Genomic DNA, 26,588 nt, shown 5'->3' on the forward strand with positions numbered 1-26,588 from the left:
AGGGAGTGTTTACAATGACTGAAACAAAGATTACAGCTGAAGATTTAAAAGATTTTAGATCAGCATATAACGAAAATACGATTAATCGTGTGTTAGAACGCTCTGTTACCGAAAACGGAATTAACAACGCTGCTTACGATGCGAAAGCAATCGAAAAATTAAATCCAGTTTTTTCTGTTGAAGTAAAAACTGGTAAAGTTTCAAACCAAAAACAATCAGGTCGTTGCTGGATGTTTGCATTATTAAACACATTAAAGCATCAATTCGGTGAAAAATACGATGTTAAAGACTTCGAATTATCACAAAATTACTTATTCTTCTGGGATAAGATTGAACGTGCTAATATTTTCTTTGACCGTATTATCAATACTGCTGATAAGCCATTAGATGACCGTGAGGTTGAATTTTATTTAGCTGGACCTGGTGCTGATGGTGGCCAATGGGCAATGGCAGTTTCATTGGTTCAAAAATATGGAGTGGTTCCCACCACTGTTTTCTCCGAAACTAGCGTTTCAGAAAGTACTGGTGATTTAAATAGCATTTTGGATTACAAGTTACACAAAGATGCAATGAAATTACGTAACATGGTAGATGATAAAGTCAGCGAAGAAGATATTCACGAAGCACGTGAACAAATGCTAGCAGAAGTATACAAGATTGCAGCATTTTCACTAGGTGTTCCACCAAAGACTTTCGATTTTGAATACAGGGATGATAAGGGTAATTACCACATTGATCGTGATTTAACACCAAAATCATTCTATGAAAAATACTTTAGTGACGCTGATTTAGATGATTACGTAGTCTTAAGTAATGCTCCTGATAAGGATTATGAAAAGATGTATCGTTTAGCATCTCAAGAAAACGTCGTTGGTGGTAGAAAGATTGAATTCTTAAACTTACCAATGGAAGACTTAAAGCAAGCAGCGATTGCACAATTAAAAGATGGCAAAGCTGTATGGTTTGCTAACGATATTGCAAGACAATCAGACCGTCAAAAGGGATTTTTAGCAGAAAACCTATATCACTACGATGAATTATTTGACGTTGATCTTTCAATGACTAAAAAAGATCGTTTAGAATATCATGAAGCACAAGTTTCACATGCCACAGCACTAACTGGTGTTGATTTGGTGGATGATCAACCAACTAAATGGAAGGTTGAAAATTCATGGGGTGAAAAGAATGGTGTGAACGGATATTACATCATGGATGACGGTTGGATGAATGAATATGTGTACGAATTAGTCGTAAATAAAAAATATTTATCTAGCGAACAAACCGCACTGTTAAGCCAATCATCGATCGAATTAGACCCTTGGGATTCATTAGAATAAAATTAAATGGTTGCATTTTTTATTAGAGGGTATTAGTATTAGTAACAATCAAATAGACGTTGAACAGGAATTTTAATTATTGAGTGTTTCACAGAAAGCTCCAAACAAGTGAGAAGGAGTATCACGGTAATTAAATCGTACCTGAGAGTCATTTTTCGAAATGAGTAGAAAAAATCGTAGGCGGCGTTAACGCAGAAGTTATTTAACTTCGTGAGCTGACATTCGTGAGAATGTTGGAAATTGAGGTGGCACCGCGATTTATTCGTCCTCTTGGAAATGTTATTCCAAGAGGATTTTTTTATACCTAAAATTAATAAACAAACGATGATTAGGAATTTTAATTACGCTAGTTATTTACAGAGAACTTAGTAAAACCGGGTGAGAGCTAAGGATAATCGTAATTAAATCGTACCTATGAGTTTTAATTTGAAATGAGTAGAATTAACCGTTAACGCGTTATAGTTAAAGTTTGTAAAAACTTTGTGAGCTGATGTTTGTGAAAACATCAGAAACTGAGGTGGAACCACGATATAATCGTCCTCTAGGAATTATTCCTAGGGGATTTTTTTAGTTTAATAAAAAGAAATTAGATCAAGAATTTAATTAAATCAATCATTTACAGAGAATTTAACATTGATGAGAGTTAATAATGACATTTAATTAATCGTACTTGAGAATGTTCTTCGAAATGAGTAGAAGAAACGTTGGCGGCGTTAACGTAGAAGTTATTTAACTTCGTGAGCTAGCATTCGTGAGAATGTTAGAAATTGAGGTGGCACCGCGATAAATTCGTCCTCTAGACATTAGTCTAGAGGACTTTTTTTTAAAAAGAAAAAGGAGATGTTTCATGTGAAACAATCAAAGAAAATTGTATTAGCTTACTCCGGTGGATTAGATACATCGGTTTCAATCGCTTGGTTAATTGAACAAGGTTTTGATGTTATTGCTTGTTGCATTAACGTTGGTGAAGATTATGGTGAACATAAAGATTTAAACCAAATCAAAACCAAGGCACTTAAGGTTGGTGCCATTAAGTCATATGTAGTTGATGCTTTAGATGAATTCGCTGAAGACTTCTTATTAACAGCATTGGATGCTAACGCTATGTATGAAGGTGAATATCCATTAAGTTCAGCTTTATCTCGTCCGTTGATGAGTCAAAAACTAGTTGAAATTGCTCATCAAGAAGGTGCCGAATACATTTGTCACGGTTGTACTGGAAAAGGAAATGATCAAGTTCGTTTCGATGTTGCGATTCATTCACTTGACCCAACCATTGAAGTGGTTACGCCGGTTCGTCAATGGCATTGGAACCGTGAAGAAGAAATTGAATTTGCTAAAAAATATAACATTGAAATTCCAATTGATTTAGATTCACCATATTCAATCGACGCTAACATTTGGGGTCGTGCAAATGAATGTGGAGTGTTGGAAAATCCATGGAACCAAGCACCAGATGATGCGTTCGATATTACTAAACCAATCGAAGATACCCCTGACACGCCAGCTTATGTTGGAATTGGTTTTCATCAAGGGAAACCAGTTAGCATTGATGGACAATCAATGAGTTTCGTTGACATCATTGCTCAAATTAATTTATTAGCTGGTGAACACGGAGTTGGTCGAATTGACCATATTGAAAATCGTTTGGTCGGGATTAAATCTAGGGAAGTTTATGAAGCTCCAGGTGCAACCGTATTGATTAAGGCACATCAAGCAATGGAAAACCTAACAATGGAACGTGACTTAGCTCACTTCAAACCAATGATTGAACAACAAATTGCTAATTTAACATACAACGGATTGTGGTTCTCTCCATTGATGCAATCTTTGAAGGCATTCATTAAGACATCTCAAGAAACTGTTAGTGGAGTAGTCAAATTAAAGTTATTTAAAGGAAACGTTTCAGTTGTTGCTTCTAAGTCAGACGAATCACTATATGATGAAAACTTGGCCACATACACATCATCAGATTCATTTGATCAAGATGCCTCAGTTGGTTTCATTAAATTATGGGGATTACCAACCCAAGTTGCTTCACAAGTAAAACAAAAGAATTTACAAAGTGCTTTTCTCAAAGATGTTTTAAAAGAACAATCAAAGGAAAAAGTATTAGTAGCTAACCAAACAAAGGGTGATGTTAATGAGTGAAAAATTATGGGGCGGTCGTTTTAGCGGCGATGCCAATGATTTATTTTTAAAGCTAGGTGCCTCCATCAACGTCGATATTAAGATGGCAAACGAAGATATTGATGGATCAGTTGCTCATGCTAAGATGCTCAACCACAGCGGAATTATCACTGATGATGAGCTTAATCAAATTGTTTCTGGTTTATCAGAAATCAAAACAGAATTTAACAACGGTGATTTGGAATTCAGCTACCAAAATGAAGACATTCATATGAATGTTGAATCTGTTTTAACCGAAAAGATTGGACCGGTTGCCGGGAAACTACACACGGCAAGGTCTAGGAATGATCAAGTGGCATTGGATTTTCACCTTTATTTAAAAAATCGATTGCCAGATATCATTTCATTAATCAAAAAGTTTCAAGATGAGTTAGTTAACTTAGCAGATCAAAATGTTAAAACGATTATGCCAGGATACACTCATTTGCAACACGCACAGCCAATCTCATACGCCCACTATTTGATGGCTTACTATGAGATGTTGCAAAGAGACGTGGAACGTTTTGAATTTAATCAAAAGCATACCGACTTATCACCAATTGGTGCGGCAGCACTGGCTGGGACAACGTTTCCAACCGATCCGCATTACACGGCAGGTCTACTTGGTTTTCAAAAACCATATAATAACTCGATTGATGCCGTATCCGATCGTGATTTCGCCATTGAATTTTTAAGCAATGCGTCGATTCTGATGATGCATTTATCAAGGTTATGCGAAGAAATATGTTTATGGTCTAGTTACGAGTTTAAATACATTGAATTATCAGATGAGTTTAGTACTGGTAGTTCGATAATGCCCCAAAAGAAAAACCCAGATATGTGTGAGTTGATTCGTGGTAAAACCGGCGTTGTCTACGGTCATTTAACGGCACTATTGGCAACGATGAAATCATTACCGCTTGCATACAATAAAGATTTACAAGAGGACAAAGACGGGGTATTTGATACAGTAGAAAACATTGCACCAATTTTAACTTTATTGACCGAAATGGTCGCAACAATGAAAGTTAATAAAGACAAAATGTTGGAATCTGTACAGACTGACTTTTCCAACGCTACTGAACTAGCTGATTATCTATCAGCCAAAGGGTTACCATTTAGGCAAGCACACCGCATTGCCGGTGAATTGGTAGCAGAATGTATTAACCAGGGATGCTACCTACAGGATTTATCATTAGAAAAATTACATAACTATTCAGAACTATTTGAAGCGGATATTTATGAGGACTTAAAACCAGACGTCGCTATTCAAAGGAGGCGAAGTTTTGGTTCCACCGGTTTTACCGAAGTCCAAAAACAAATTAATAATGCAAAATTAAAAGGAGATCATTAATTATGAAAAATATAATGAAACATTCAGTTATCGTTACGATTTTAGTAATGATGGCGACATTATTTATGACAGCTTTTAGCTCACCAAGTGTTAACGCTTCTGCAGCTGATAATTCAGTGCAACAAATTAAGAAAAAAGGATACATCGTTATGGGAACTGCCCCAGATTATCCACCATATGAATTTATTGGAAAAGATAACGGCACATCACATGTTTACGGTGCTGATATCGAATTAGGTAAACAAATTTCTAAAGACCTAGGCGTTAAACTAAAGGTTAAATCAATGGGATTTGATTCACTATTAGTTGCACTACAAACTAAGAAGGTTGATATGGTAATTGCTGGAATGAACAAGACTCCAGAAAGAGCTAAGAGTGTTGATTTCAGTAATTCATACTACTCATCAGGAACTAGTTTAATTATTAGTAATTCTGAAGTTGGTAAGATTAAGTCATACAAAGATTTAGCACATAAAACAATTGGAGCCCAAGTTGGTTCTGTTCAATATGATGAAATTAAGCAAGCAGTAAAAACAGCTAACATTAAAGGGATGGAAAACATCAACGATTTAATTTTAGCTTTGAAATCTGGTAAAGTTTCCGCAATTCCAATGGATACAGCGGTTGCTCAAGCTTATGCCTCACACAACACCGGTTTAAAAATCATCGATGCAAAGATGAAAGGTGTTAACAGTGATAACAACGTTGCTTTTGCTAAAGGAGCAACTGGTTTAGTAAACATTGCTAACAAGACTATTAAAAATGTTACCAGCCATAATTTATACATCAAAAAATTCGTCCCCGCAGCAGCTAAACATTTAACTAACAACAAGGATTCATCATCAGCTTCTAGCATGTGGCAATACAAAGGATTCTTCATTTCAGGTATCGAATACACAATGATCATCTCAGTGGTATCAGTATTCTTCGGTATCATCTTAGGGGTTATTTTTGCCCTAATGAGATTAAGTCACAACTGGCTATTACACGCAATTGCCGTTTGTTACATTGAATTTATTCGTGGGACACCTCAATTAGTACAAATTATGTTCATCTACTTCGGTCTAGGAACTGTCGTAAACGTTCCAGCGCTAACTTCTGGAATTATTGCAATTTCAATTAACTCAGGGGCATACGTTGCAGAAATCATTAGAGGGGGAATTAATTCTATTTCTGATGGTCAAAGCGAAGCCGCATTATCACTTGGTTTATCCAAACATCAATCAATGAAATACATCGTGCTACCACAAGCATTTAAAAACATTTGGCCAGCACTTGGTAATGAATTAGTTACTTTAATTAAGGATAGTTCACTAGCTTCTGTAATCGGTGTTGGTGAATTAATGTATCAAATGAGAGCTGTTCAAGCTGATACCTACCAAGGGGTCGCTCCAATTGCAGTTATTATGGTAATTTACTTCGTAATTACATTTACAATTTCAAGAATTATGAAACATTTAGAAGGGAAGATCAGCCATGGAACCAATGATTAAGATTGAAAACCTAAGTAAAAAATTTAAAAACAACACTATCTTTTCGGATATTAATGCAGAAGTGCATAAAGGGGATGTCATCTCATTACTTGGCCCATCCGGTGCTGGTAAGAGTACCTTCTTACGTTGTATTAATATGCTGGGCGAACCTACCTCAGGAAAGGTTTTACTAGATGGAAACGATTTAGTATCCAGCACTGATAAAGAACTAACTGAACTAAGAACTCATATCGGAATGGTATTCCAAAACTTTAACTTATTTGATAACAAAACAGTTATCGATAACATCACATTAGCACCTATTAAGGTAAAGAAAATGAGTAAAGAAGTTGCTGAAAAACAAGCACATGAATTATTGAAAACAGTCGGACTAGACGATAAAGCAAACGTATATCCAAGTAGTCTATCTGGTGGTCAAGCTCAACGTATCGCGATTGTACGTGCGTTAGCAATGGACCCAGAAGTAATGCTATTTGATGAACCAACATCTGCATTGGATCCAGAAAAAGTTGGTGAAGTTCTTTCAGTAATGAAAGACTTGGCTAAAAAAGACATGACAATGATTATTGTTACTCACGAAATGGAATTTGCGAAAAACGTTTCTGATGAAATTTGGTTTATGGATGAAGGAAAGATTCAGGAAAAGCAATCTCCTATAGATTTTTTCGCTAACCCACAAACTGAAAATGCACAACGTTTCTTAAGTAAAATGATTTAAATGTAAAAAGGCTTACCATAAGGTAAGCCTTTTTTGATTATTCCTTTTTTATTTTGTACAATGAAAGTATCAACGACACTTTTTGAGTTAATCCGAGGAGGAAATCAATTGTCTAAACGTTTTAAATTAGTTGAAGAATCATTTACAGGAGTATCAATTTATATTGATCAAAGAACCGGTGTTGAATACGGTGGTTATGGAAGTACATTAACTCCATTACGTAATCCTGATGGAACATTATTTGTGGACCCAGCTGAAATTGATGACGATTACGAACATAAAGAAAAAGACAAATAATCGAGGAGGTTTCCACCATGTTTTTATGGATACATTTAATCGCTGCGATGCTGCTAATTGTATTAGTATGCGTTTCTTTGCTTAAAAAGAGTGGTTATAAGCCTTATATGATGATGACTAGGATTAGTTATCTAGTTTTTATTGTGACCGGTGCGGTGCTATTTATGAAAGCATTTAGTCGCGATGCCATTTTCACAATTTTAAAAGTTGCAATGGCAATCTTTTTAATTGGGCTAATTGAAATGTCATATGCTGAAAAGACTAAACGTCATTTAACCAGAGGGTTAGTGGTTAGCTTAGTTTTAGTATTTGTTTTGGTGATTATCATCGGTTTAATTATTGCTGGTGGACGACCATTTATTAATTTCATCTAAAAAAGAGAACTCTGAAGAGTTCTCTTTTTTTATATGTGGAATTAGACATCATACTGTGGTTTTATTAATGTTGGATGATAAAAAGCCCGTTAAATTGCCATATACTATTAATTATTGGTAGAATATAGGTGTAGTTTATTAAGCAAAAAGAGAGCAACCCCTATGGGTTGCTCTCTTTTTTTGCTTATTTAAAATCTTGTAGTGCAAGTTCAGCGTAAGTTAATCTGGCAAAAGTATCGTCAGTTGCTAAACCAGCATTTTCAAACATGTTAGCGAATAAAATGTATTTTGGTTGATCACTGTATTCACCACAAATTTCAATTAAGCGTTGTAGTTGATTAATACGGTTAGCTAAATCATCGATATGATTTAAGTTTAAATCATTCTTAGCAGCATCGTAAATAATCTTGTAAGTTTCAGTATTTGTAAGTAGTTCTAAATCCTTAACTTGTTGCATGAAGTTATCAAATTGTTCGTTTGATAGTTGTTCACGAACTGATTGCAAGTCAACGATTTCTTCACTAAAATCTTGTGCCCATTCATTAATAATAGGTCTTAGTTGTATGTCTGACATTGTTAAAAAATCCTCTCCTAATTCAGATGATGTTTTAGACTATTCTAGTACAACAATCTAAAAGTGTGTTTAGTTTTTTCATTTATAATGTCATTAAATGGGTGCTAAAAATCAAATAACACCGATTGTATTATCTCACAGATTGGTTTAAAATTGCAAAAAAAGAGTCTGTGATTTTATAGATAAAACAATGGGATAGCTACCACAATACAATATAAGGATTGGTGATGGCAAATGGCAACAAGAGTTGAAAAGACACGTGCAAAAATGAAGGAAAACGGCATCGATAATTTGATTATCGTCGACCCCTTCAACTTGCAGTATTTAGCTGATTTTGGTGGATTAGCAGGTGACGGATGTTTGGTGATTAATGCTGATGAAGCAGTCTTAATTACAGATGCTAGATATGAAATCGAAATGGGCGAAAAACAATTAGATGACGTTCAAGTCGTAATTAATGCTAATTATTACGGTGAAGCCGTTAAACATATTAGGAGTGGCAGTCACAATATTGGTTTTGAAGATCGCATGCCATTTGCAATCTATGACAAAATTAATCAACTAGTTGATTTACCACTGGTTTCACAACATGATTTAATTGAAAAAATCAGAGTAGTTAAAGATGAAACTGAAATTGCTAAAATTCAAAAGGCGTGTGATTTAGTCAGCCAAGCGTATGAAGAATTATTAAAATACGTTCAAGTTGGGATGACCGAAAAACAAGTCAGTTTCTTCCTACATGAATGGTTGGTTAATCATGGTGCGCAAAAGCCTAGTTTTGATACGATTGTTGCATCTGGATACCGTAGTGCGTTACCACACGGGGATGCAACGGATAAAAAGCTCGCCCCCAATGAATTGGTGACCATTGATTTTGGTTTTTACTACCAAGGATATACATCAGATATGACTAGAACGTTTGCGATTGGTGATCCTGGCGAAGAATTAAAACACGCTTATGAAATTGTTTATGGCGCCCAAAAAGCAATGATTGCTTCAATGGTGGATGGCGTTGATGGAAAAGATGTCGATGCTGCCGCTAGAAACTACATTGTTGAACGTGGTTATGGCAAAGAATTTAATCATGGTAGTGGTCATAGCATCGGATTGGATATTCACGAAAATCCAATTACTAACCGTAGCTGTAAAGATAAGTTATATAACGGTTTCATCATGACAGCAGAACCGGGAGTATACATAGCCAATAAAGGCGGCATTCGAATTGAAGATGACGTCTTAATAACTCCAGAAGGTCCAAAAGTGTTAACGAGTGCACCCAAAGAATTAATTATTTTATAAATAAAAAACACCCTTGAATTAATCAAGGGTGTTTTCTTTTAGAATTTTAAAGTAATTGCGGCAACATCTAAGTGCATTGGCATTTGTTTTTTAGGTAAGATAATTACTTCTCCCGCAAAACCAATTGTAGTAATTGCGAGATCATTTAAGGTCTTATCATAGTCTTCGTCACTGATGTATAGAGTATCAATTTTACCTGAAATTGCATTGGAAATGATGTCTCTTAAATCGGTTGCAACTTGGTGGTTGCTGCTTGCGGATTCATACTTAATGTTGTTATCCTCCGCTAACTTGTTTAAGAATGATTGATTGAAATGTTCAATGATGTCATTTAATTTTTCAGCATCAATGTTCTTATCGTTAAAGTCATAGCTGATGTCTTTAGATAAGTTCTTAAGCGTAGTAAGTTGAGTGAATAATTGACGATTTTCATCATTAGCCACAATCACAGTTGGCAAGTAGTTGTCGTCGCCAAATAATTCTTTGACGTATTCATCAACTAATTTGTAGTATTTTTCTTTGTCGTTATCGACTAGTACTGATAGTGGCTTGTTAGCGGTATTAACAACACTGAAATTACCATTATCAACACGGAAAACCTTGAATTCGTCATCGAATAACGCCAATACGTGGTAATGTAATTGGCTTTGAATTTCCTTCACTAGTTGTGAAATATTCATGGTATCTTCGATGGAAATTTGTGTTTTCACAGGTTGTGCTAAATCAAATGAGTGAATGGCTTTAAAACTAACGTAGATCGCTACACCAGTACCGTTACCAATGTGTTTTGCACGATCAAAATTGAATCTTCTTAGTTTTCTTTCGTATCTAGGCCAGACAATTTCGTCGTGTTTTGTAGTGAATGCATCTTTGATTTTGTCGATTAAATTTAAGTATTCGTTTTTGTTACTAATTTCATTAAATGAAACAAATAATGAGATGAAAGGTCCTACTTCGTAATCTAAAGTAAGAGTGTTTCTAAGCTCGATAGTGGACGTCATGGTCTAACCTCCTAGTTTTTATATAACCATAGTATATCATGATGAGCTAAAAGCGAAATATATTGTGCTATAATTATCGCTATAAACATAAAAAGGAGGGATAAAATGCTAATAACAATTTTGGATATTATTGTTTTAATTAACGAAATTTTTGCTTTAATCACCGTTTTTAGAGAAGAACGTGATATTTCTGCAACTTGGGCATGGCTGTTAGTTTTATCGTTCCTTCCCGTTTTTGGTTTTTTGATCTATGCGTTTGTGGGTCGAAAACTGCCTAAAAAACGTTTATTCCGTTTCCAATATAAAGACAATAAACGAATGTTTCATCTTTTAAGAAAACAAGCCAAATTACATAACAACCCTGAAAAAATTAACGCTGATGAAGTTTCATATGCTTATCGAACACTAGTTAAGTTATTCAAGACTTCTGATGTTACCGACTTATCCCGTCGAAATCACGTTAAGATTTTTACTGAAGGAAATCACTTATTCGATCGAATTATTGATGACATTAAAAAGGCAACAAGTTCAATTAACATCGAATTTTATACTTTTTATGATGATCAAATCGGTCACCGCGTTTTAGAAGAACTAATCAAAAAAGCCAAAGAAGGCGTCAAGGTTCATGTCATTTATGATAGTTGGGGGTCAATGGGGAATAAGCACAAATTCTTTGACCCATTAAAAGAAGTGGGTGGCTTTGCTGAACCATTCCTACATACCCATTCAGCAATCATGGATTTCCGTTTGAACTTTAGAGATCATAGAAAAATCATCGTGATTGATGGTAAATATGGTTACATTGGTGGTTTTAACATTGGCGATCAATATTTAGGACGCAAGAAGAAATTCGGCCACTGGCGTGACACTCATCTACGCATTTCTGGTTCCGCTGTTCATCATTTACAAGCCCAATTTATTTTGGATTGGAACGTAACTGATATGGAACATAAGATTGATGTTGATGAAACCAAGGGCTTTTATTTCCCACGGGTTTGTCAGCAAGGTTCAACCAATATTCAAATCGTATCGAGTGGACCTAATAGTGACTTACAACAAATCAAATTAGGTTACATCAAGATGATTCAAAATGCTAAAAATTATTGCTGGATTCAATCACCATATTTGATTCCAGATGATAGCGCGCTGGATGCCATTAGAACAGCTGCTATGTCTGGTGTTGATATCCGCATTATGATTCCATGTATGTCTGATCATCCGTTTGTTTACCGTGCTACTCAATATTATGCTAAGCAACTATCTAAGTACGGCGTAAAAATCTACTTCTATGATGATGGATTTATTCATGCTAAGACGGTTTTAGTTGATGGTAAAATCGCATCTGTCGGTTCAGCTAATATGGACTTTAGAAGCTTTAAGTTAAACTTTGAAATCAACGCCTTTATGTACGATGAAGGGATTGCTGAACAACTACATTCAATCTATGTGAATGATATGCGCAGCAGTACCTTAATGACATATCAAGACTTTGATAAACAATCACATTGGTTAAAATTCAAACAAGTTTTCAGTAGACTATTTTCACCAATTCTATAAAAAAGACGCTTACGCGGCCTTTTTATTTACCCCAATTCCAAGGGTCATCACGCCATTGGCGAAGAGTAGCTAAGTCTGCTTCAGAGATACTGCCTTCACTTTGCGCTTGTTCAATAATTGTTGAATAGTTAGTTAGTGTTGCGAAATCGATGCCATCTTCGGTAAAGTTTTGGCGACTGTCAGGTAGTTCATATGAGAAGATAGCAACTACTCCGATGACGTTATATCCTTCGTCTGTCAAAGCTTTAGCTGCATTTAAAACGCTCTTACCGGTTGATAATAAATCATCAATTAAAACAATTGATTGGCTTTTATCAATACTACCCTCCATTTGTTTACCACGGCCATGATCCTTTGGTTTAGAACGGACATAAATCATTGGTAAGTCCATCTTATCTGCGACAATTGCAGCATGGGGAATTCCGGCTGTTGCGACTCCACCGATGACGTCTGCTTTGGGGAATTTATTTTTAATTAATTCAACTAAGCCAGTTTCAATATGATCACGAACATCTGTGAAACTAATTGTGATGCGGTTATCGGTATAAATGGGGGCTTTAATTCCTGAAGCCCAGGTGAATGGGTCGTTAGGTGCTAAGGTTACTGCATCAATTTTTAATAGGTCTGAAGCGATTTGTTGTTGAGTATTCATTAGTTTTGTCCTCCATTGAGCGTATTGTAAATGTCTTGATAGGTTTTAACGGGGGCATCTGATTGGGTAATACTTCGGCCAACCACGATTCCATAAGCGCCTAGCTGACGTGCTTTTTCAGGTGTTACTACTCTTTGTTGATCATCTTTGTTGTTATTAGCCAAACGAATGCCAGGATTGATACAGATAAATTCTGCATTCACTTTTTTATGAATAAATTCATCTTCTAAAGCTGAACAGATGACTCCATCAGCACCGTTGTCATGAGCTAAATTAGCTAAGTGGGTAACTGAATCATCAATTTTGCCGTTAATTTGTTCTTCTTGATTTAATTGTTCTTCTGAAGTGGAGGTTAATTGAGTAACTGCCAATAATTTAGGAGCGATACTACCACTAGCTTTAGCATCTTCATCAAGGCCTAATCTTGCAGCTTGAATCATTTTACTGCCGCCCAAGGCGTGAATAGTGGTGTATTGAACATCTAATTGACTGATTTGTTTAGCGGCTTGTTGTACGGTGTGTGGAATATCGTGTAGCTTTAAGTCTAAAAAGACTTCAATGCCAAGGTCTCTCAATTCGTAAATAATGCTAGGGCCTTCTTTATAAAACAATTCCATGCCAACTTTGACAGCAAGATGGTCAACGTTTGCAAAAGGTTCTAAAAAAGAGATTGCAGTTTGCTTATTTTTGAAATCTAGTGCAATGAATACTGGTTTCATAAGTTTTCCTCCAACAAAAAAATCGTATAGCCAAGAGGACTATACGACAAATTAGGGTTCACTTATTCCGTTCGTCGATTTACTAGCCTCTCTGGACTAATTTAAAATCATATGTTGATTTCAATATACGCTTTTTTGTGAATAAAGCAACCCTAAAAAATTAGGTTGCATTAAAAAAAGATTAAGCGTATCATTTTATAAAATATCTTGTTTAGATATGTCAAAAAAATAAGGAACGTCAGCGAGCGTTCTTTTTGGAGGAATTGAATATGGAAAACACGCAAGACCACGCTACAACGAATAAAGCCCAAAAATGGGTTTTGGCATCGACATCAATTGGACAAATGCTTGAAAGTATGGATATTTCATTCATATCATTCGCAATGTCTTCAATTATTATCGGTTTACACATTAGTACGGCAGCCGCAGGAATGCTTTCTACGGTAACTACTTTTGGTTCGTTGCTAGGTGGTATTTTATTTGGCCTTTTGGCTGATCGTTTCGGTCGTGTAAGAATTCTAACTTACACCATTTTCATTTTCGCCATTTCAACTGCCGGGATTATGTTTGCCCAAAATTTCATTACTTTTGCTATTTTACGTTTTTGTGTCGGCTTAGGTGCCGGGGGTGAATATGGTTCAGGTGTTGCAATGGTAGCCGAATCATTTAAGAAAAAACAATTAGGAAAATCAGTGTCATTAACCACAATTGGTGGTCAAGTTGGTTCAATGCTAGCCGCTATTTTAGCAGCCATCATGATTCCAACATTTGGTTGGAGATCACTATTCTTAATTGGTATTATTCCTATCTTCTTTGCCTTCGTGATTAGAAAGAACCTTACAGAAAGCCAAGATTTCGTCGATACAATGGAAACTGGCAAACGTCCTAAGGTATCTGTAAAGAAGTTATTTGCTACTCCTAAGTTAGCATATCAAACTGTTGCTTTAATCATCATGGTAATTGTGCAAATTGCTGGATACTATGGGTTAATTAATTGGTTACCATCAATTATGCAAAAGAAACTTGGATTAAGTGTTTCTGGTTCATCACTATGGACAATCGTTACGATTGTTGGAATGAGTTTTGGAATGTTAACATTCGGTGCAATTTTAGATAAAATTGGCCCAAGAAAAGCGTTTGGATTATTCCTATTAGTTGCCTCAGTGGCAGTTTATGGGATTACATTTGCTTTCAATGGTTTTACACTATTATTTGCATCAACAGTGTTAGGATTCTTCTCTAACGGGATGTATGGTGGATATGGTGCCGTAATTAGCCGTCTATACCCAACAGAAGTTAGATCTACAGCTAACAACTTCATCATGGGATTCGGACGTGCGATTGGTGGATTCTCACCAGCCATCATCGGTTTGTTGATGGAAAGCCACTCATTGTTAGTAATTATGGCAATGTTATCAGTGCTATATCTAATCAGTTTTATTACTATGATGACAATTCCAGCATTCAAGGAATTATCTAAGTAATAAGCATAATTTAAAAGAAAATAAACGATTCATGTATAATGGATATAAATAAAAAGCCTCCCTTTTGGGGAGGTTTTCTTTTACATATTTAGGAGGCGCGAAAATGTTATTTGGGTTAGGGATATTAGCTGGATTGGTATTGCCAATTCAAACTTCAGTGAATACTAATTTGAAAAATAGAGTCGGTGGATCGCCATTTTTAGCATCAATGCTATCTTTTACGATTGGAACCGTCGCATTACTATTAGCTACCGTTATTAGTGGGCAATCATTATTGTTTAGCACTAGTTTATTTACCCATCAACCAATGTGGATTTGGTTAGGTGGAGTTTTTGGGGTCATTGGATTAACCACCAACGTGTTAATTTTTCCATATTTAGGAGCGGTACAAACAGTGATTATGCCAATTGCGGGCCAAATTATTATGGGGATGATTATTGATAACTTTGGCTTGTTTGATGCCGAATACCATGGATTTACCCTTTTAAGATTGTTAGGGGTTATTTTACTGATTGTGGGAATTTTGATGGTAGTAATGGATCGAAAAAATGGTGATCAAAGTGATAAGGCTAAACAACTACCATGGCAAATTTTAGGAATTGTTGCGGGTATGTTTCAGGCTTCTCAAGCTCCAGTTAATGGTCATTTAGGGGTAGTATTAAATTCTCCAATTCATGCAGCCTTTATCTCGTTTTTAGTGGGAACGATTATTTTATTTATCATCACAGGATGCGTTGACCACAGTTATAAAAAGACATTTGATGCAATCGGTAGTGGGAATCCATGGTGGATTTGGTTAGGTGGAGTGTTAGGAGCGATTTTTGTGTTAACAAATGCCTTCTTAAGTCCACAAATTGGTGCTGGTACTACCGTAGTATTGGTTCTATTAGGTAACTTGTTTGGTAGTATTTTAGTCGATAAGTACGGATTGTTGAATTCACCTAAAAAACCAGTTGGCGCAATGAAATACATTGGATTGATTGTAATGTTAATCGCTGTATCAATTATTAAACTATACTAAAAAAAGAGACCTTGATAGGTCTCTTTTTTATTTACAGATTAAATATCGCGGAAATTAATCTATCAATTAAATAACCCAGGAATAGTCCAGATTCAAATACTATTAGACTAATTTGATATTGCTTGTCTGTGAGTGGATAAAACTTTTTACAAGATTCATAAAAGATAAATAAGGCGAGAATAATTGCTGAAGCGAAAAAGATGGTTTGATAGATATCTAAAACATCTTTTGAAATAAAAAAAGCCTTAATAAAAATATCAATCAGTTCAAAAATTATTCCAGTTGATAGTCCTAAAATAATCATGTTCTTGATTCTTTTTGAATTTTTGTGTTCCACGATATATTTCCCCCTAATGAGATGATATCAATTTTGATTATAGTCCAAATTTAGTAACTTATCAGATTATTTAATAATTGTTTAATTTTCTTAAGAATAATTTATGAAAGTAAGCACATTTTCCCAATAATTTTTGTTAATTTGTCTATATAATTTTAAATTATTACTATTTAAAATTAATAGACATAATTATGAATAATAAAAAAACCTGATTAAAATCAGGTTTTTTTAGATTATCTTTCAGATAAAGTTAATTGCATTCGGTTTAAAATGATCTGTGTAGCAACAATCATTACGATGGTGATTAAAACGCCAATCCCGATGCTGGTAATATTGAAATTACCATATGCAATACTTCTTATAGCGTTTAATTGATATGTAAGTGGATTGATACTAGTAAGCATCTTTAATAATAGTGGTGCATGATGTGGTAATACGTATAGCGTTGGTGCCGCATATGAGACGGGGATGAAAACGAGAGTAATAATCAAGTCTCTTTTTTGGTATGAAGAAATTTTAGTACTTATTAAAATTCCCAGTGATGACCAAAACTCTAAAATGATTAAAGCAAAAACTAATGCGATAAAGTAATAAACAACGTTATAAATCCCACTAGAAAGAATTCCTAATATAAATAGAATAATTGATTGGAAAATAAATCCAAGTGATGGGAAAAGGCTCATACCGCATAGGTATTGCCAAGGTTGCACCCCGTTTAAGAACTTAATGGCTAATAAGCCATATTGCTTATCGACTGTGGCACGATACATGGCTTGTGACATTTGCGTAGTCATAAAGAAAGCCAAAATTCCGATCAATGCGTATTGATTATATGGAATCACGTGTCCTGCGTATTTAACTGAAGAAATATTAGTGCTCAATGCTAAAACTAACAGTCCATACATCATTACTGGTTGCATTAACATTGAAACTAAGACTCCCTTATTTGTTGTAAATGCGCGCCATTCGTTGTTAGCAACGATTAGAATTGATTTTAACCCTAATGAATGATGTCTAAATGTACTAGGATTCATGCTTATCACGCTCCTTTAAGTAAGTTTCTCTTAGACTCGCGTTAGCAGTGAATTCTTTTAATGAACCAAAGAATATTTGTTGATTGTGATCAATAAATAAGACTTTATCTACATATTCATCTAATAGTGTTAAGTCATGTGAAGAGGCAATCACTAAATTACCATTATCTGAACGTTCTTTTAGATATTGGAATAGTTTTTCTGATGACTCAACATCCAAACCAGTAGTCGGTTCATCTAAGATGTAAATATGTGGTTGACGAGCAATTTCACGGGCAATTTGAATTCGTTGTTGTTGACCACCAGATAAATGATCGACGGGTTTGTCTAATAAGTTGTCAATGTCTAACAAATTAGCGGCTTGTTTGGCGAATTCTTTAGATTCGTGAAAACTAAATCCAGCTAATAGCGGCCCTTGTAAAATATTATCGAATGCTGTTGTAAACCAATCGATAATCTGTGTCTGTGGACTGAATCCGGTAATCCTAAATGGATTATCAGCATTAAAGTCCGCCCAATTAATTTCGCCATCAATTATTGGTAAAACCCCAATTAATGATTTCAATAGTGTTGATTTACCGGCACCATTCGGTCCGATTAATGCAATAAAGTCACCCTTTTGAATCGAAAAATTCAAGTCTTTAACCACTACTTGATGATCATAGCCAATATTGGCATTAGTTACTTTAAGTGGCATATTCCACCTCCTAAACTTATGGAATGATTAGATTATACCATAATTATTAAAATTAGATTAGAAATATGTTAATGCTTTTTAAATTTGCTGTTATAGATGCGATAAAAGCAAACAAAAAAAGCCCGGTTTCGGACTTTTATCTAATTTTTCCAGGGTATGTTCCAACTAATAGTGCTGGAATATTAGCGTAAACTGGATTCTTGATTCTATTTTTAAGTTGTTTAATGGATTGATTGGCAATTTCCTTATTATTGCCTTTTAGCTTTTTAGCAATTTTTTGGACTTGCTCTAATTTTTGATTTGCACGTTTAGAATCGGGTTCATTGATAACCTTTAATTCAGCATTGATTAAATTTTTGAGTGCTTTTTTATTAACGTTAATGTTGTAAAAAGTTGTGATTGGATTAACCCATCTTTTCCTCCTAGTTTGCTTACTTTGAATTAAAGCAGTGGCGCCGTTTCTTATACTTTTTACTTCAATTACACGGTATGTATCTTTCTTTCCAGGAATTTTATAAGCGTATCCGGCACTGGCGAGATGGTTTGTCCAACTACGATTGTATTTAGGCTTGATATTATTGGCTTGAACCGTGACTACACTTAAAACGACGCTCATTGTTAGAAAAATAATAATAATGATGGATTTGTAAAACTTATACATACCTAATCCTCCTGAAAATTCAATATTTCAATTATAAAGAAAATGACTTTATAATTCAGTTTAATTCCGCGGATTTAATAAATTCTTAAAAAACAGCAATAAAAAAGACTGAAATATTTTCAGCCTTTATAAAATACCTTTTCCTATGAATCCACCTAGAACAATTGAAACATCGAATAGCAAAAAACTGGTTAAATACCGATAATTATACTTATAAGGATATTTCCTAACTACTTTTAAGTAAAGATATAGCAATATAACACTAACAATTGATAATGATAAGATTGACGCAATAAAATAAACTTTAGGACCTATTAAACTTTTGTTTGCCAATGAAAATAAAAAAGTTAACACCAACTCAGCAATAAAACCGATAGAAATTCCAATAATTGTGAGAATCACTGAACGGATTATGTTGGGATGCTTCATTTTTTGCGCCTCCTTACATTTTAACTAATTTGTAACGAATAAATTGTATTTAATTATAATTGAAAAATTATAATAATACATTAGCATTTTACTAAAAAAAGATTAAGATTTTCTTAACAAGACAATAAAAAATACGACTATAATTAATCGTATTTTTAGTTGTTGAAATATTTAGCTAAAGATTTTGCAATATCATTAGCAACTGATTGTTGGTATGAACTGGATTTAATATATTTCAAATCATGACTACTGTCCATAAATCCCATTTCGCATAAAATGGCCGGGCGGTTATTGTCACGAAGAACATAATAATTACCGATGGAAACGCCACGACTGCTAACGGGGAGGTTATTTAAGCCATCGTTAATTGTATCGGCGACCTTGTCAGCGTCTGAGTAATACTTATATACCCCGTATCCGCTGGCCTGTCCCATACCGTTATCTGAATTGAAATGAAAACTAATAAAGAGGTCAGCATGTGCAGATTGCGCAATTTGCGTTCGTTTTTTAAGCGTAACATAGTGGTCAGAGGTTCTAGTTATGATGACGTTCACGTGTTTTTGTTTTAATTGTGCAGCCACCTTTTTAGCGGTTAATAAAGTATATGTTTTTTCCATATCCTTTTGATCCATGGATAAAGTACCAGAGTCGCCGCCACCATGACCAGGATCAATGACGATTGTCTTTTGCGCCAATTGATTTGCTCCTTTGGAATTATAACCATTAACTGATACTAACCATCCAGGAATCCAACCATGTTCATTATTATATTTTATGTACCACCAGTTGTGATTTTGTTTAATCACTTTTACTCTCTTTCCATGGGGGATTGCGGTTATAATATGTGATTCATCATTGGGGTTATTTCTCATAAATAAGTTTTTGGCTTCTACTTTGGGCCACGCAAGAAAGCGCGTAAATTCAATTGTTAGCATTAAGATTAAGATAAACACCACAATGATTCGATAAATTAATTTTTTTCTAGGTGTCTTTTTCAATCTTTCTATAATATTATTGATCAAATTTTCCACCTCGATTATGTAATGTATGTTAAAATCAATTATATAACAAATTTTAATATATATCTGATGTTTGATTGTTTCATTAATGAGACTACAATGTATAGATAAATAACCTAAAGATTGCGAGGATTAATTATGAATAACGAATCCAATGCACTACTTTCAATTAGCCACCTAGACGTTAACTTGAAAGATCGTTCATTAATTCATGATTTATCATTCGATATTTTACCATCCACACTGACATGTATCACAGGTGAAAATGGTGTTGGTAAGACGACTTTGATAAAGACTATTTTAAAACAATTTAATAAAAATGAACACGTAAAAGCACAAATTAAGCGAAGTGAAATGCAATATATTCCACAATTAAGACAAATTGATGATGATTATCCATTGACTGTCTTTGATTTTATCGGTTTGGGACTACAAAAATCATGGCTACCATGGTTAACTAAAAGAGAAAAACAACAAGTGCAACGCGTCATCGAAATGACTAATTTAAGTGATTTAGCCAATACGCCATTAGGCAGTTGCTCTGGTGGTGAACAACAACGTGTCTACTTAGCACAAGCACTGGTATCACAACCCAAGTTATTTATCCTAGACGAAAGTACCGCTAGTTTGGATAAGGAAGCAAAGTTTGTTCTACTAGATGCTGTTAAAAATGTCATCAAACAAACTGATGCAGCTGCGATTTTTATTACTCACGATCCAGTTTTAGTAAAAGAATATGGTGATTACGATTTAAATATCGCTAATCAAACTGGTCATATTAATCGCGTGAAGGAGGTCTAGAGAATGTTAGAAATGTTTAGTTATCCATTCATGCAATATGCATTTATCGCTAGTTTTTTCATCTCAATCTTATGTGGATTAATGGGTGTCTTCGTTGTCGCCAGAAAGACCGCCTTTTTCACCCACACCCTATCTGAAATTAGTTTTTCTGGGGCGTCTTTTGGGGTCTTCTTAGGCACTAATCCGATTATCGGAATGTTATTATTCACGATTTTAAGTTCTTTAATGATTGGAACGGTGGGTTCTAGAGTTAGTCGCCGTGAATCATCAATTAGTGTGTTCTCGGTTTTCTTTATTGGATTGGGAATTTTATTCCTATCTTTAGCGAATACACAATCCAGTTATGCTACCAATATTTTATTTGGTAGCATTGTTGGAATTAGTTTAGGCAACGTTCAAACCCTTGTAGGATTAAGTGTTTCAATTATTATTATCACGACTTTAATTTACCGAAAATTAAAATATAATTCATTTGATAACGTTGGGGCTTCGTTTAACTCACGTTCCAATACGTTCGTCTCAGTTATCTTTTTGATCTTATTAGCATGTACCGTTAGTGTGACAGCACAGATAGTGGGGTCACTTTTGATATTTGCGTTATTAACAATTCCAGCCTCATCAGCACGCTACTTTACGCATAGTATTAAATCAATGACGATTTTAACGTTTGTCTTTTCTTTAATTGGAACTTGGTTTGGTTTATACTTAAGTTATCAAACAAATCTACCCGTCAGTTTCTTTATTGCAACAATCGAAACGATAATTTATATTGTTGCGGTAGTTTATGATAAAGTAACAAGAATTTAACAAAAACTTTATGAATTTAATGTTTAATTTTTGTTATACTAAGCTCAAATAGTTTTATTTAAGGAGATGTCCGATAATTATGAAAGCATGGAAGAAAATTTTACCAGCAATCGCAGTATTAGGTTTAGTACTAACTGCATGTGGACAAAAAAATAGTGACCAAGCTAGCTCAAGTTCATCCAGTGAACAAAGTAGTAAGGTTAATTCATCAAGCTCAGATAAAATTTCAAATAAATTGGGCGATGAAAAATTACCTCAAAACAATGGTATTGATGAAAATAAGTCAGTTGACACAAAAGTAGACGGTGATAAAGATAACTTCACTATTAGTTACATTTCAAATGGTAAGACATATGCAACATATACTAAGCATACTTACGGTTCAGATAGTGCTGCAATGCAACAAGTTGGCTATGAATCATCAAATAATGTAACTGGTTTACCAAAGGTTGATTTAGGTAGCAATATTACAGGTTACTCAGATAGAGGAGCTGGCCAAGAATATATCCAAGCTAACTTCGGTAACTGGTCATTATTAACTCATGGTAGTAACTTCGGTAAGACTGAAGGTTTAGCAACTAAGCAAGGAAAAGATGTAGTTGCATTTATTCAAAATTACCAACTTCCAATTCCTAACAAGTACGGAAGTATCAGTGTTAACATTGATAACACTGCAACGATTACTTGGCAAAACGGTAATGACGTATACTCAGTAAAAGCAAATACTGTAGATATCGCATTGAAGATGGCAACATCACTTAAATAGTGAGAAAAACCAGGTTATGAGAGCCTGGTTTTGTTTTACATAAATGAGAGAGTTTAGAAAAGAGATAGAGTAATGAGTAGTGGAAATAAAATCAAAAACATCTTATTTTCTGCGGCATTAGGAACCACAATTGCGTTAAGTGCTAACGCAGTGAAGGCCAATGCTGATGATACCCAGACTTTTAAACCGTATACACCGGTCGCATATGATATTTCTGAGTATCAAGGTCGATTAACTGATCAACAAGTGATTAATCTGAAAAGTGAAGTTAAATTTGTGATTTTACGAATTCAAGATGGTCAATATCACGACCCACAAGTCGATAATAATATTCGATTGATGGAAAAGTATAACTTGCCATATGGTGTTTATAGTTTTAGTCGTTATACTAATGTTCAACAAGCGCAACAAGAAGCACAAAGACTATATAGTTTAGCACCTAGAGCGAAATTTTATGTTAATGATTTTGAAACTAAATACACTAATGCGTCTGACCAGTCAGCGGTCAGTTGGGCAGTTCAAATGAAGGGACTAACTAAACGTCCTGTTATTTTGTATGGTTCTCAATCAATGTTAGATCGTTTTAATGCGAATACCTTGAAATCATATAGTGCGGTGTGGTTGGCTAGCTACAATAAGTATATGCCAAACCCAAGTTACAACTATGATCTATGGCAATATACTGATAAGTATCAAAGTAACGCATTAGGGAAAAAACTGGATGCTGACACAATCCCAGTTGGTGCTAAAAAGATTACTTTTTGGACTGGGACAACTAGTCGTGTAAAGAAGACGGCAAAAAAAGCGGTTAAGCATACCGCTGTGGTACACACTCTAAAGAAGAAAACGACTAGTGCTAAACCAGCTACTTATCAAGTTAAGAAGACAACCAAACGAGTAGTTACCAAGACCACCGCAGTCAAACATAAGCCAAAGGTTAGTTACAGTAATTTAAATTATAAGCCTAAGCAAGTTGCCAAGACTCGTCAAAATGCGCTTAAGGTTACTAAGAAAGCGCCTGCGAAAAAAGTGGTAGCGGCTAAGCACGTCGCCACTAAGTATGTTGCAAAGCATGCGAAAGTGGCGAGACACGCTAAGGTAGCTAAACATGCTAAAACCACTACCGCAGTCCAAAGAACCACGACGAAATTTAATCGAGTTACCAAGCCCAAGACTAAAAAAGTAACTAAAGCTAAGTCAGTTGTTACCGGTAAAAAGATAGTTCAACATAAACAAAAGACATATACTGTTAAACCAACAGCTAAAATCAAGAAAACTAAGTTGAACGGTTATAAGAAAGTTTCAAAGACCACTACTAAACATCACTCAAAAGAAGTTAAGCCAAATGTTAATAACAAATAAAAGCTCACCACATTGGATGGTTGGGCTTTTTTTATTGCAATTTTAGAACTTATCTTATACAATAATGACCAATGGTCAGTTTAGAATAATAGGAGTTTACTATGAACATTAAAACCGCAGATCAAAAGCAACGAAAACAAGCATTAATTGCTAATACAGCATTAAAAATGTTTGCTGAAACTAATTTTTATGATATCTCGATCAATTCAATTGCCACCCGCAGTGGTGTCGCAAAAGGAACTGTATTTAATTATTTTAAAACCAAAGAAAATATTTTTATGCATCTTTTGTTGGTCGGATATCAAGAATTTTTCACGAAAACAATTAACCAATTTAATGAAAATAAAATCAGTGATTTGAATGGTTTAAAGACTTTCTTATTACGTAACACCGAAGACTTGATCGATAATCATTTAACACTCATCAAGTTAAACGCATTACGTGGTCCAATTCTAGAAGGTAAGGCGTCAATGGAAGAAACCATTCAAGGTCGCAAAGATTTATACCAAATTCACGAGAGATTAGCGACTGATATTCACGATTTATTTGCTGAAATCAGTGTCACAATGGCAAATAAAATCTTTATAGTCCAAAGTAGCATCGTTAGCGGTCTGATTAATTTGTCAGAATTAGATTCATTTAATCAACAACCAATTAATAATGACTTATCTGATTTCACTGTCAGTATTAAGGATGATGCTTTAACGACATTTGATTGTTATTTGACAGGTCTCTTTTTAAAACTAAAGGAGTCTTAAAATGAAACAAAATTTAATTCGTAATTTTTCCATCGTTGCCCATATCGATCATGGGAAATCAACATTAGCAGATCAAATTATGAAAATGACAGATACTTATGATTTTCGAAATCATCAAGAACAAGTATTGGATGACATGAAGGTCGAACAAGACCATGGGGTTACCGTCCGTTCTAAAACGGTGCGAAATATTTATCATGCCAAAGATGGCAATCAATATGAATTAAATTTGATTGATACCCCGGGACATGTCGATTTTCATTATGAAGTCGAAAAAAGCTTATCAGCCAGCGATGGTGTTATTTTATTGGTAGATGCAACCAAGGGAGTTCAAGCACAAACGGTTGCTAACTATCGGATTGCTAAAGACAATAATTTAGTGATTATTCCAGTGATCAATAAAGTCGATAATCAAAATGCCCAAGTTGATATGTGTGAACAACAATTATATGAATTGGATGAATCTTTTTTAGAAAAAGATATTATTCATATATCAGCTAAAAACGGATATCATGTGGATGAAGTTTTAGAAGCGATTGTTAAAGAAATTCCTAGTCCAAATGGTGATGTCAAACAACCATTAAAGGCATTGGTGTTTGATTCGCATTATGATGCATATCAAGGAGTAGTCGCATACGTTAGAATCATTGATGGTCAGGTTAATACCAATGACAAATTAGTATTTATGAATCAAAATGTCAGATTTGAAGGTAATCAAATCGGGATTTTTAATCCGCAATTAGTACCGCAAGACCAATTAAATCCTGGTGATATCGGGTATATTATTACCGGAATTAAGGATCCCAGTGAAGTTAGGGTCGGTGATACTATTACCAAATCCGCTAATAGAGCACAAGAAGCCGTTGCGGGATATCAACCTGCTAGTGCGGTCGTCTTTGCAGGAATTTATCCTAAGGATGCCGACTTTAAAGATTTAAGCAGCGCAATGGCAAAATTAAAGTTAAATGATTCTTCCATTGAAATGGTAGAACATGTTTCTGAATCATTAGGGATGGGCTATCGTTGTGGATTTTTAGGGATGTTTCATTTACAAATCGTTCGTGAAAGATTAGTGAATGATTTTGGCATGGAAGTCATTGTAACCGCACCAAACGTTAATTATCGCTATACAACAACTAAGGATGATAATTTTAAAACGATGAATAACCCTAGTGATTTACCGGATTTTGCTGATTTAAAGGTGGTTGAAGAGCCAATCAATCAAATGATCATCGAAACACCTAGCGACTCCGTAAACGATATTATGGCACTAGTAACTAAGCACCGTGGAGTTTTGTTAAACATGGACAACCACAATCAAATGGTACGATTGACTTATCATGTTCCATTAGCTGAAATTGCTTTTAACTTTTTCAATCAATTAAAGTCAATTTCACATGGTTTTGCGACCTATGATAGTAGCTTTGATTCATATCAACCATCTGATATTGTTAAGATTACTATTGATGTCAACTACGCCCCAGTAGAGGAATTAACGTTCTTAGCTCATCGTCAAAATGCATTTGATTTAGCACAAGAAATTGTACATCAACTTAAATATGTAATCCCGCGTCGGCTATATCCAATGCCGGTTCAAGGCTATATTGAAGGAAGAGTGGTTGCGAGAGTCGATGTTCCACCTTTGAGAAAGAACGCGGCAGTTAGTGGGGATGCGAAGAGTGTTTCCAAGAAACAAGCACTATTACGTCGACAAAGTTTGAATAAACGAAAGAGTGCTGCAGATGCAGTCCAATTACCACAGTCAGTTTTTGATGCGATATTAAATATAGAATAAAAAAAGACCCAAGCATTAGCTTGGGTCTTTTTGATCGATTAAGTTAGATTATTTAATAATTTGGCAGAATTCG

At 34.8% G+C, this 26,588-nt stretch carries 27 protein-coding genes and 2 other annotated features; of the genes, 17 read left to right on the forward strand and 10 right to left on the reverse strand.

Annotation, left to right across the window (positions count from 1 at the left end; genetic code table 11):
- The first annotated feature begins 14 nt into the window (after positions 1 to 14).
- From M3005_RS02540 to M3005_RS02570, 7 genes are all read left to right on the forward strand, one after another.
- Positions 15 to 1,337: a C1 family peptidase gene (locus M3005_RS02540; protein ID WP_293793433.1), complete on the forward strand. Its 1,323-nt coding sequence runs from the start codon at positions 15 to 17 to the stop codon at positions 1,335 to 1,337.
- Positions 1,338 to 1,387: 50 nt separating this feature from the next.
- Positions 1,388 to 1,610: a binding site (T-box leader), on the forward strand.
- A gap of 42 nt (positions 1,611 to 1,652) precedes the next feature.
- Positions 1,653 to 1,882, forward strand: a binding site (T-box leader).
- A gap of 304 nt (positions 1,883 to 2,186) precedes the next feature.
- Complete coding sequence (locus tag M3005_RS02545) at positions 2,187 to 3,488, forward strand: argininosuccinate synthase (protein WP_293793434.1); 1,302 nt, start codon at positions 2,187 to 2,189, stop codon at positions 3,486 to 3,488.
- On the forward strand, positions 3,481 to 4,860 hold the full coding sequence (gene argH, locus M3005_RS02550) for an argininosuccinate lyase (protein WP_293793435.1): 1,380 nt from the start codon (positions 3,481 to 3,483) through the stop codon (positions 4,858 to 4,860). Before M3005_RS02545 ends, argH begins: the two co-directional genes overlap by 8 nt.
- Before the next feature lie 2 nt (positions 4,861 to 4,862).
- Positions 4,863 to 6,353 (forward strand): ABC transporter substrate-binding protein/permease, encoded by a 1,491-nt coding sequence (locus M3005_RS02555; RefSeq protein ID WP_293793437.1) that lies wholly within the window; start codon positions 4,863 to 4,865, stop codon positions 6,351 to 6,353.
- Positions 6,337 to 7,071: an amino acid ABC transporter ATP-binding protein gene (locus tag M3005_RS02560; RefSeq protein WP_293793438.1), complete on the forward strand. Its 735-nt coding sequence runs from the start codon at positions 6,337 to 6,339 to the stop codon at positions 7,069 to 7,071. Before M3005_RS02555 ends, M3005_RS02560 begins: the two co-directional genes overlap by 17 nt.
- Positions 7,072 to 7,179: 108 nt before the next feature.
- Positions 7,180 to 7,368 (forward strand): DUF6440 family protein, encoded by a 189-nt coding sequence (locus M3005_RS02565; protein ID WP_053950633.1) that lies wholly within the window; start codon positions 7,180 to 7,182, stop codon positions 7,366 to 7,368.
- 17 nt (positions 7,369 to 7,385) lie between these two features.
- Positions 7,386 to 7,742: a DUF1516 family protein gene (locus tag M3005_RS02570; RefSeq protein ID WP_293793440.1), complete on the forward strand. Its 357-nt coding sequence runs from the start codon at positions 7,386 to 7,388 to the stop codon at positions 7,740 to 7,742.
- Positions 7,743 to 7,926: 184 nt separating this feature from the next.
- Here the strand turns inward: M3005_RS02570 and M3005_RS02575 are convergent, their stop codons facing one another.
- Positions 7,927 to 8,316, reverse strand: coding sequence for a hypothetical protein (locus tag M3005_RS02575; RefSeq protein ID WP_293793443.1), 390 nt, complete (start codon positions 8,314 to 8,316; stop codon positions 7,927 to 7,929).
- A 234-nt stretch (positions 8,317 to 8,550) separates the two neighbouring features.
- Here M3005_RS02575 and M3005_RS02580 point away from each other — a divergent pair, with 234 nt between their 5' ends.
- Positions 8,551 to 9,615 (forward strand): M24 family metallopeptidase, encoded by a 1,065-nt coding sequence (locus tag M3005_RS02580; RefSeq protein ID WP_293793445.1) that lies wholly within the window; start codon positions 8,551 to 8,553, stop codon positions 9,613 to 9,615.
- A 38-nt stretch (positions 9,616 to 9,653) separates the two neighbouring features.
- On the opposite strand, the gene M3005_RS02585 is transcribed toward M3005_RS02580, so the two are convergent.
- Entirely contained in the window at positions 9,654 to 10,616 is a 963-nt protein-coding gene (locus tag M3005_RS02585; protein WP_293793447.1) for a baeRF3 domain-containing protein, read from the reverse strand.
- A gap of 105 nt (positions 10,617 to 10,721) precedes the next feature.
- On the opposite strand from M3005_RS02585, the gene cls reads away from it, so the two are divergent.
- The gene (cls, locus tag M3005_RS02590) at positions 10,722 to 12,173 is read left to right on the forward strand and encodes a cardiolipin synthase (RefSeq protein ID WP_293793448.1); all 1,452 of its coding nucleotides are present in this window, start codon (positions 10,722 to 10,724) and stop codon (positions 12,171 to 12,173) included.
- Between the two features lie 22 nt (positions 12,174 to 12,195).
- Here cls and pyrE read toward each other — a convergent pair whose 3' ends face one another.
- Both pyrE and pyrF read right to left on the reverse strand, forming a co-directional pair.
- A complete protein-coding gene (gene pyrE, locus M3005_RS02595) occupies positions 12,196 to 12,825 on the reverse strand; it encodes an orotate phosphoribosyltransferase (RefSeq protein WP_293793449.1) in 630 nt (209 codons plus the stop codon).
- Positions 12,825 to 13,544, reverse strand: a complete 720-nt coding sequence (gene pyrF, locus M3005_RS02600) for an orotidine-5'-phosphate decarboxylase (protein WP_293793450.1) — start codon at positions 13,542 to 13,544, stop codon at positions 12,825 to 12,827. The genes pyrE and pyrF overlap by 1 nt, the downstream gene beginning before the upstream one ends.
- A gap of 269 nt (positions 13,545 to 13,813) precedes the next feature.
- Here pyrF and M3005_RS02605 point away from each other — a divergent pair, with 269 nt between their 5' ends.
- Both M3005_RS02605 and M3005_RS02610 read left to right on the forward strand, forming a co-directional pair.
- Positions 13,814 to 15,028 carry an MFS transporter gene (locus M3005_RS02605; RefSeq protein ID WP_293793452.1) on the forward strand — a complete coding sequence of 405 codons (1,215 nt, stop codon included), beginning with the start codon at positions 13,814 to 13,816 and terminating at the stop codon, positions 15,026 to 15,028.
- A gap of 103 nt (positions 15,029 to 15,131) precedes the next feature.
- Positions 15,132 to 16,049 carry a DMT family transporter gene (locus M3005_RS02610; RefSeq protein WP_293793454.1) on the forward strand — a complete coding sequence of 306 codons (918 nt, stop codon included), beginning with the start codon at positions 15,132 to 15,134 and terminating at the stop codon, positions 16,047 to 16,049.
- Between the two features lie 31 nt (positions 16,050 to 16,080).
- Here the strand turns inward: M3005_RS02610 and M3005_RS02615 are convergent, their stop codons facing one another.
- The 6 genes from M3005_RS02615 to M3005_RS02640 form a co-directional block, all read right to left on the reverse strand.
- On the reverse strand, positions 16,081 to 16,386 hold the full coding sequence (locus M3005_RS02615) for a hypothetical protein (RefSeq protein WP_293793457.1): 306 nt from the start codon (positions 16,384 to 16,386) through the stop codon (positions 16,081 to 16,083).
- A 233-nt stretch (positions 16,387 to 16,619) separates the two neighbouring features.
- Entirely contained in the window at positions 16,620 to 17,420 is an 801-nt protein-coding gene (locus M3005_RS02620; RefSeq protein ID WP_293793459.1) for an ABC transporter permease, read from the reverse strand.
- Positions 17,410 to 18,117, reverse strand: a complete 708-nt coding sequence (locus tag M3005_RS02625) for a metal ABC transporter ATP-binding protein (protein WP_293793461.1) — start codon at positions 18,115 to 18,117, stop codon at positions 17,410 to 17,412. The genes M3005_RS02620 and M3005_RS02625 overlap by 11 nt, the downstream gene beginning before the upstream one ends.
- 136 nt (positions 18,118 to 18,253) lie before the next feature.
- Positions 18,254 to 18,778, reverse strand: coding sequence for a hypothetical protein (locus M3005_RS02630; protein WP_293793462.1), 525 nt, complete (start codon positions 18,776 to 18,778; stop codon positions 18,254 to 18,256).
- A gap of 126 nt (positions 18,779 to 18,904) precedes the next feature.
- The gene (locus M3005_RS02635) at positions 18,905 to 19,207 is read right to left on the reverse strand and encodes a hypothetical protein (RefSeq protein ID WP_293793464.1); all 303 of its coding nucleotides are present in this window, start codon (positions 19,205 to 19,207) and stop codon (positions 18,905 to 18,907) included.
- A 155-nt stretch (positions 19,208 to 19,362) separates the two neighbouring features.
- Positions 19,363 to 20,229, reverse strand: a complete 867-nt coding sequence (locus M3005_RS02640; RefSeq protein ID WP_293793465.1) for an N-acetylmuramoyl-L-alanine amidase — start codon at positions 20,227 to 20,229, stop codon at positions 19,363 to 19,365.
- A gap of 135 nt (positions 20,230 to 20,364) precedes the next feature.
- On the opposite strand from M3005_RS02640, the gene M3005_RS02645 reads away from it, so the two are divergent.
- The 6 genes from M3005_RS02645 to lepA all read left to right on the forward strand — a co-directional run bounded on the left by M3005_RS02645 (position 20,365) and on the right by lepA (position 26,515).
- Positions 20,365 to 21,027, forward strand: coding sequence for a metal ABC transporter ATP-binding protein (locus M3005_RS02645; RefSeq protein WP_293793466.1), 663 nt, complete (start codon positions 20,365 to 20,367; stop codon positions 21,025 to 21,027).
- Between the two features lie 12 nt (positions 21,028 to 21,039).
- Complete coding sequence (locus M3005_RS02650; protein WP_293793481.1) at positions 21,040 to 21,834, forward strand: metal ABC transporter permease; 795 nt, start codon at positions 21,040 to 21,042, stop codon at positions 21,832 to 21,834.
- A gap of 79 nt (positions 21,835 to 21,913) precedes the next feature.
- Positions 21,914 to 22,600 (forward strand): hypothetical protein, encoded by a 687-nt coding sequence (locus M3005_RS02655; RefSeq protein ID WP_293793467.1) that lies wholly within the window; start codon positions 21,914 to 21,916, stop codon positions 22,598 to 22,600.
- A 72-nt stretch (positions 22,601 to 22,672) separates the two neighbouring features.
- Positions 22,673 to 23,962, forward strand: a complete 1,290-nt coding sequence (locus tag M3005_RS02660) for a GH25 family lysozyme (RefSeq protein ID WP_293793468.1) — start codon at positions 22,673 to 22,675, stop codon at positions 23,960 to 23,962.
- Positions 23,963 to 24,063: 101 nt separating this feature from the next.
- Positions 24,064 to 24,720, forward strand: a complete 657-nt coding sequence (locus tag M3005_RS02665) for a TetR/AcrR family transcriptional regulator (protein ID WP_293793470.1) — start codon at positions 24,064 to 24,066, stop codon at positions 24,718 to 24,720.
- A gap of 1 nt (position 24,721) precedes the next feature.
- The gene (gene lepA / locus M3005_RS02670) at positions 24,722 to 26,515 is read left to right on the forward strand and encodes a translation elongation factor 4 (RefSeq protein WP_293793473.1); all 1,794 of its coding nucleotides are present in this window, start codon (positions 24,722 to 24,724) and stop codon (positions 26,513 to 26,515) included.
- The last annotated feature ends 73 nt before the right edge of the window (positions 26,516 to 26,588 follow it).

The organism is Apilactobacillus sp., assembly GCF_025290035.1.
Lineage (GTDB): Bacteria > Bacillota > Bacilli > Lactobacillales > Lactobacillaceae > Apilactobacillus.

What these genes read in the sequence shown, in the direction of transcription:
- M3005_RS02570 (WP_293793440.1), top strand. Translation starts at nt 7,386, where the DNA reads ATGTTTTTATGGATACATTTAATCGCTGCGATGCTGCTAATTGTATTA.
- M3005_RS02555 (WP_293793437.1), top strand. Translation starts at nt 4,863, where the DNA reads ATGAAAAATATAATGAAACATTCAGTTATCGTTACGATTTTAGTAATG.
- lepA (WP_293793473.1), top strand. Translation starts at nt 24,722, where the DNA reads ATGAAACAAAATTTAATTCGTAATTTTTCCATCGTTGCCCATATCGAT.
- M3005_RS02665 (WP_293793470.1), top strand. Translation starts at nt 24,064, where the DNA reads ATGAACATTAAAACCGCAGATCAAAAGCAACGAAAACAAGCATTAATT.
- M3005_RS02585 (WP_293793447.1), bottom strand. Translation starts at nt 10,616, where the DNA reads ATGACGTCCACTATCGAGCTTAGAAACACTCTTACTTTAGATTACGAA.
- pyrF (WP_293793450.1), bottom strand. Translation starts at nt 13,544, where the DNA reads ATGAAACCAGTATTCATTGCACTAGATTTCAAAAATAAGCAAACTGCA.
- M3005_RS02655 (WP_293793467.1), top strand. Translation starts at nt 21,914, where the DNA reads ATGAAAGCATGGAAGAAAATTTTACCAGCAATCGCAGTATTAGGTTTA.
- M3005_RS02630 (WP_293793462.1), bottom strand. Translation starts at nt 18,778, where the DNA reads ATGTATAAGTTTTACAAATCCATCATTATTATTATTTTTCTAACAATG.
- M3005_RS02540 (WP_293793433.1), top strand. Translation starts at nt 15, where the DNA reads ATGACTGAAACAAAGATTACAGCTGAAGATTTAAAAGATTTTAGATCA.
- M3005_RS02560 (WP_293793438.1), top strand. Translation starts at nt 6,337, where the DNA reads ATGGAACCAATGATTAAGATTGAAAACCTAAGTAAAAAATTTAAAAAC.
- M3005_RS02635 (WP_293793464.1), bottom strand. Translation starts at nt 19,207, where the DNA reads ATGAAGCATCCCAACATAATCCGTTCAGTGATTCTCACAATTATTGGA.
- M3005_RS02625 (WP_293793461.1), bottom strand. Translation starts at nt 18,117, where the DNA reads ATGCCACTTAAAGTAACTAATGCCAATATTGGCTATGATCATCAAGTA.
- M3005_RS02610 (WP_293793454.1), top strand. Translation starts at nt 15,132, where the DNA reads ATGTTATTTGGGTTAGGGATATTAGCTGGATTGGTATTGCCAATTCAA.
- M3005_RS02575 (WP_293793443.1), bottom strand. Translation starts at nt 8,316, where the DNA reads ATGTCAGACATACAACTAAGACCTATTATTAATGAATGGGCACAAGAT.
- M3005_RS02605 (WP_293793452.1), top strand. Translation starts at nt 13,814, where the DNA reads ATGGAAAACACGCAAGACCACGCTACAACGAATAAAGCCCAAAAATGG.
- M3005_RS02650 (WP_293793481.1), top strand. Translation starts at nt 21,040, where the DNA reads ATGTTTAGTTATCCATTCATGCAATATGCATTTATCGCTAGTTTTTTC.
- M3005_RS02620 (WP_293793459.1), bottom strand. Translation starts at nt 17,420, where the DNA reads ATGAATCCTAGTACATTTAGACATCATTCATTAGGGTTAAAATCAATT.
- cls (WP_293793448.1), top strand. Translation starts at nt 10,722, where the DNA reads ATGCTAATAACAATTTTGGATATTATTGTTTTAATTAACGAAATTTTT.
- M3005_RS02580 (WP_293793445.1), top strand. Translation starts at nt 8,551, where the DNA reads ATGGCAACAAGAGTTGAAAAGACACGTGCAAAAATGAAGGAAAACGGC.
- M3005_RS02645 (WP_293793466.1), top strand. Translation starts at nt 20,365, where the DNA reads ATGAATAACGAATCCAATGCACTACTTTCAATTAGCCACCTAGACGTT.
- pyrE (WP_293793449.1), bottom strand. Translation starts at nt 12,825, where the DNA reads ATGAATACTCAACAACAAATCGCTTCAGACCTATTAAAAATTGATGCA.
- argH (WP_293793435.1), top strand. Translation starts at nt 3,481, where the DNA reads ATGAGTGAAAAATTATGGGGCGGTCGTTTTAGCGGCGATGCCAATGAT.
- M3005_RS02660 (WP_293793468.1), top strand. Translation starts at nt 22,673, where the DNA reads ATGAGTAGTGGAAATAAAATCAAAAACATCTTATTTTCTGCGGCATTA.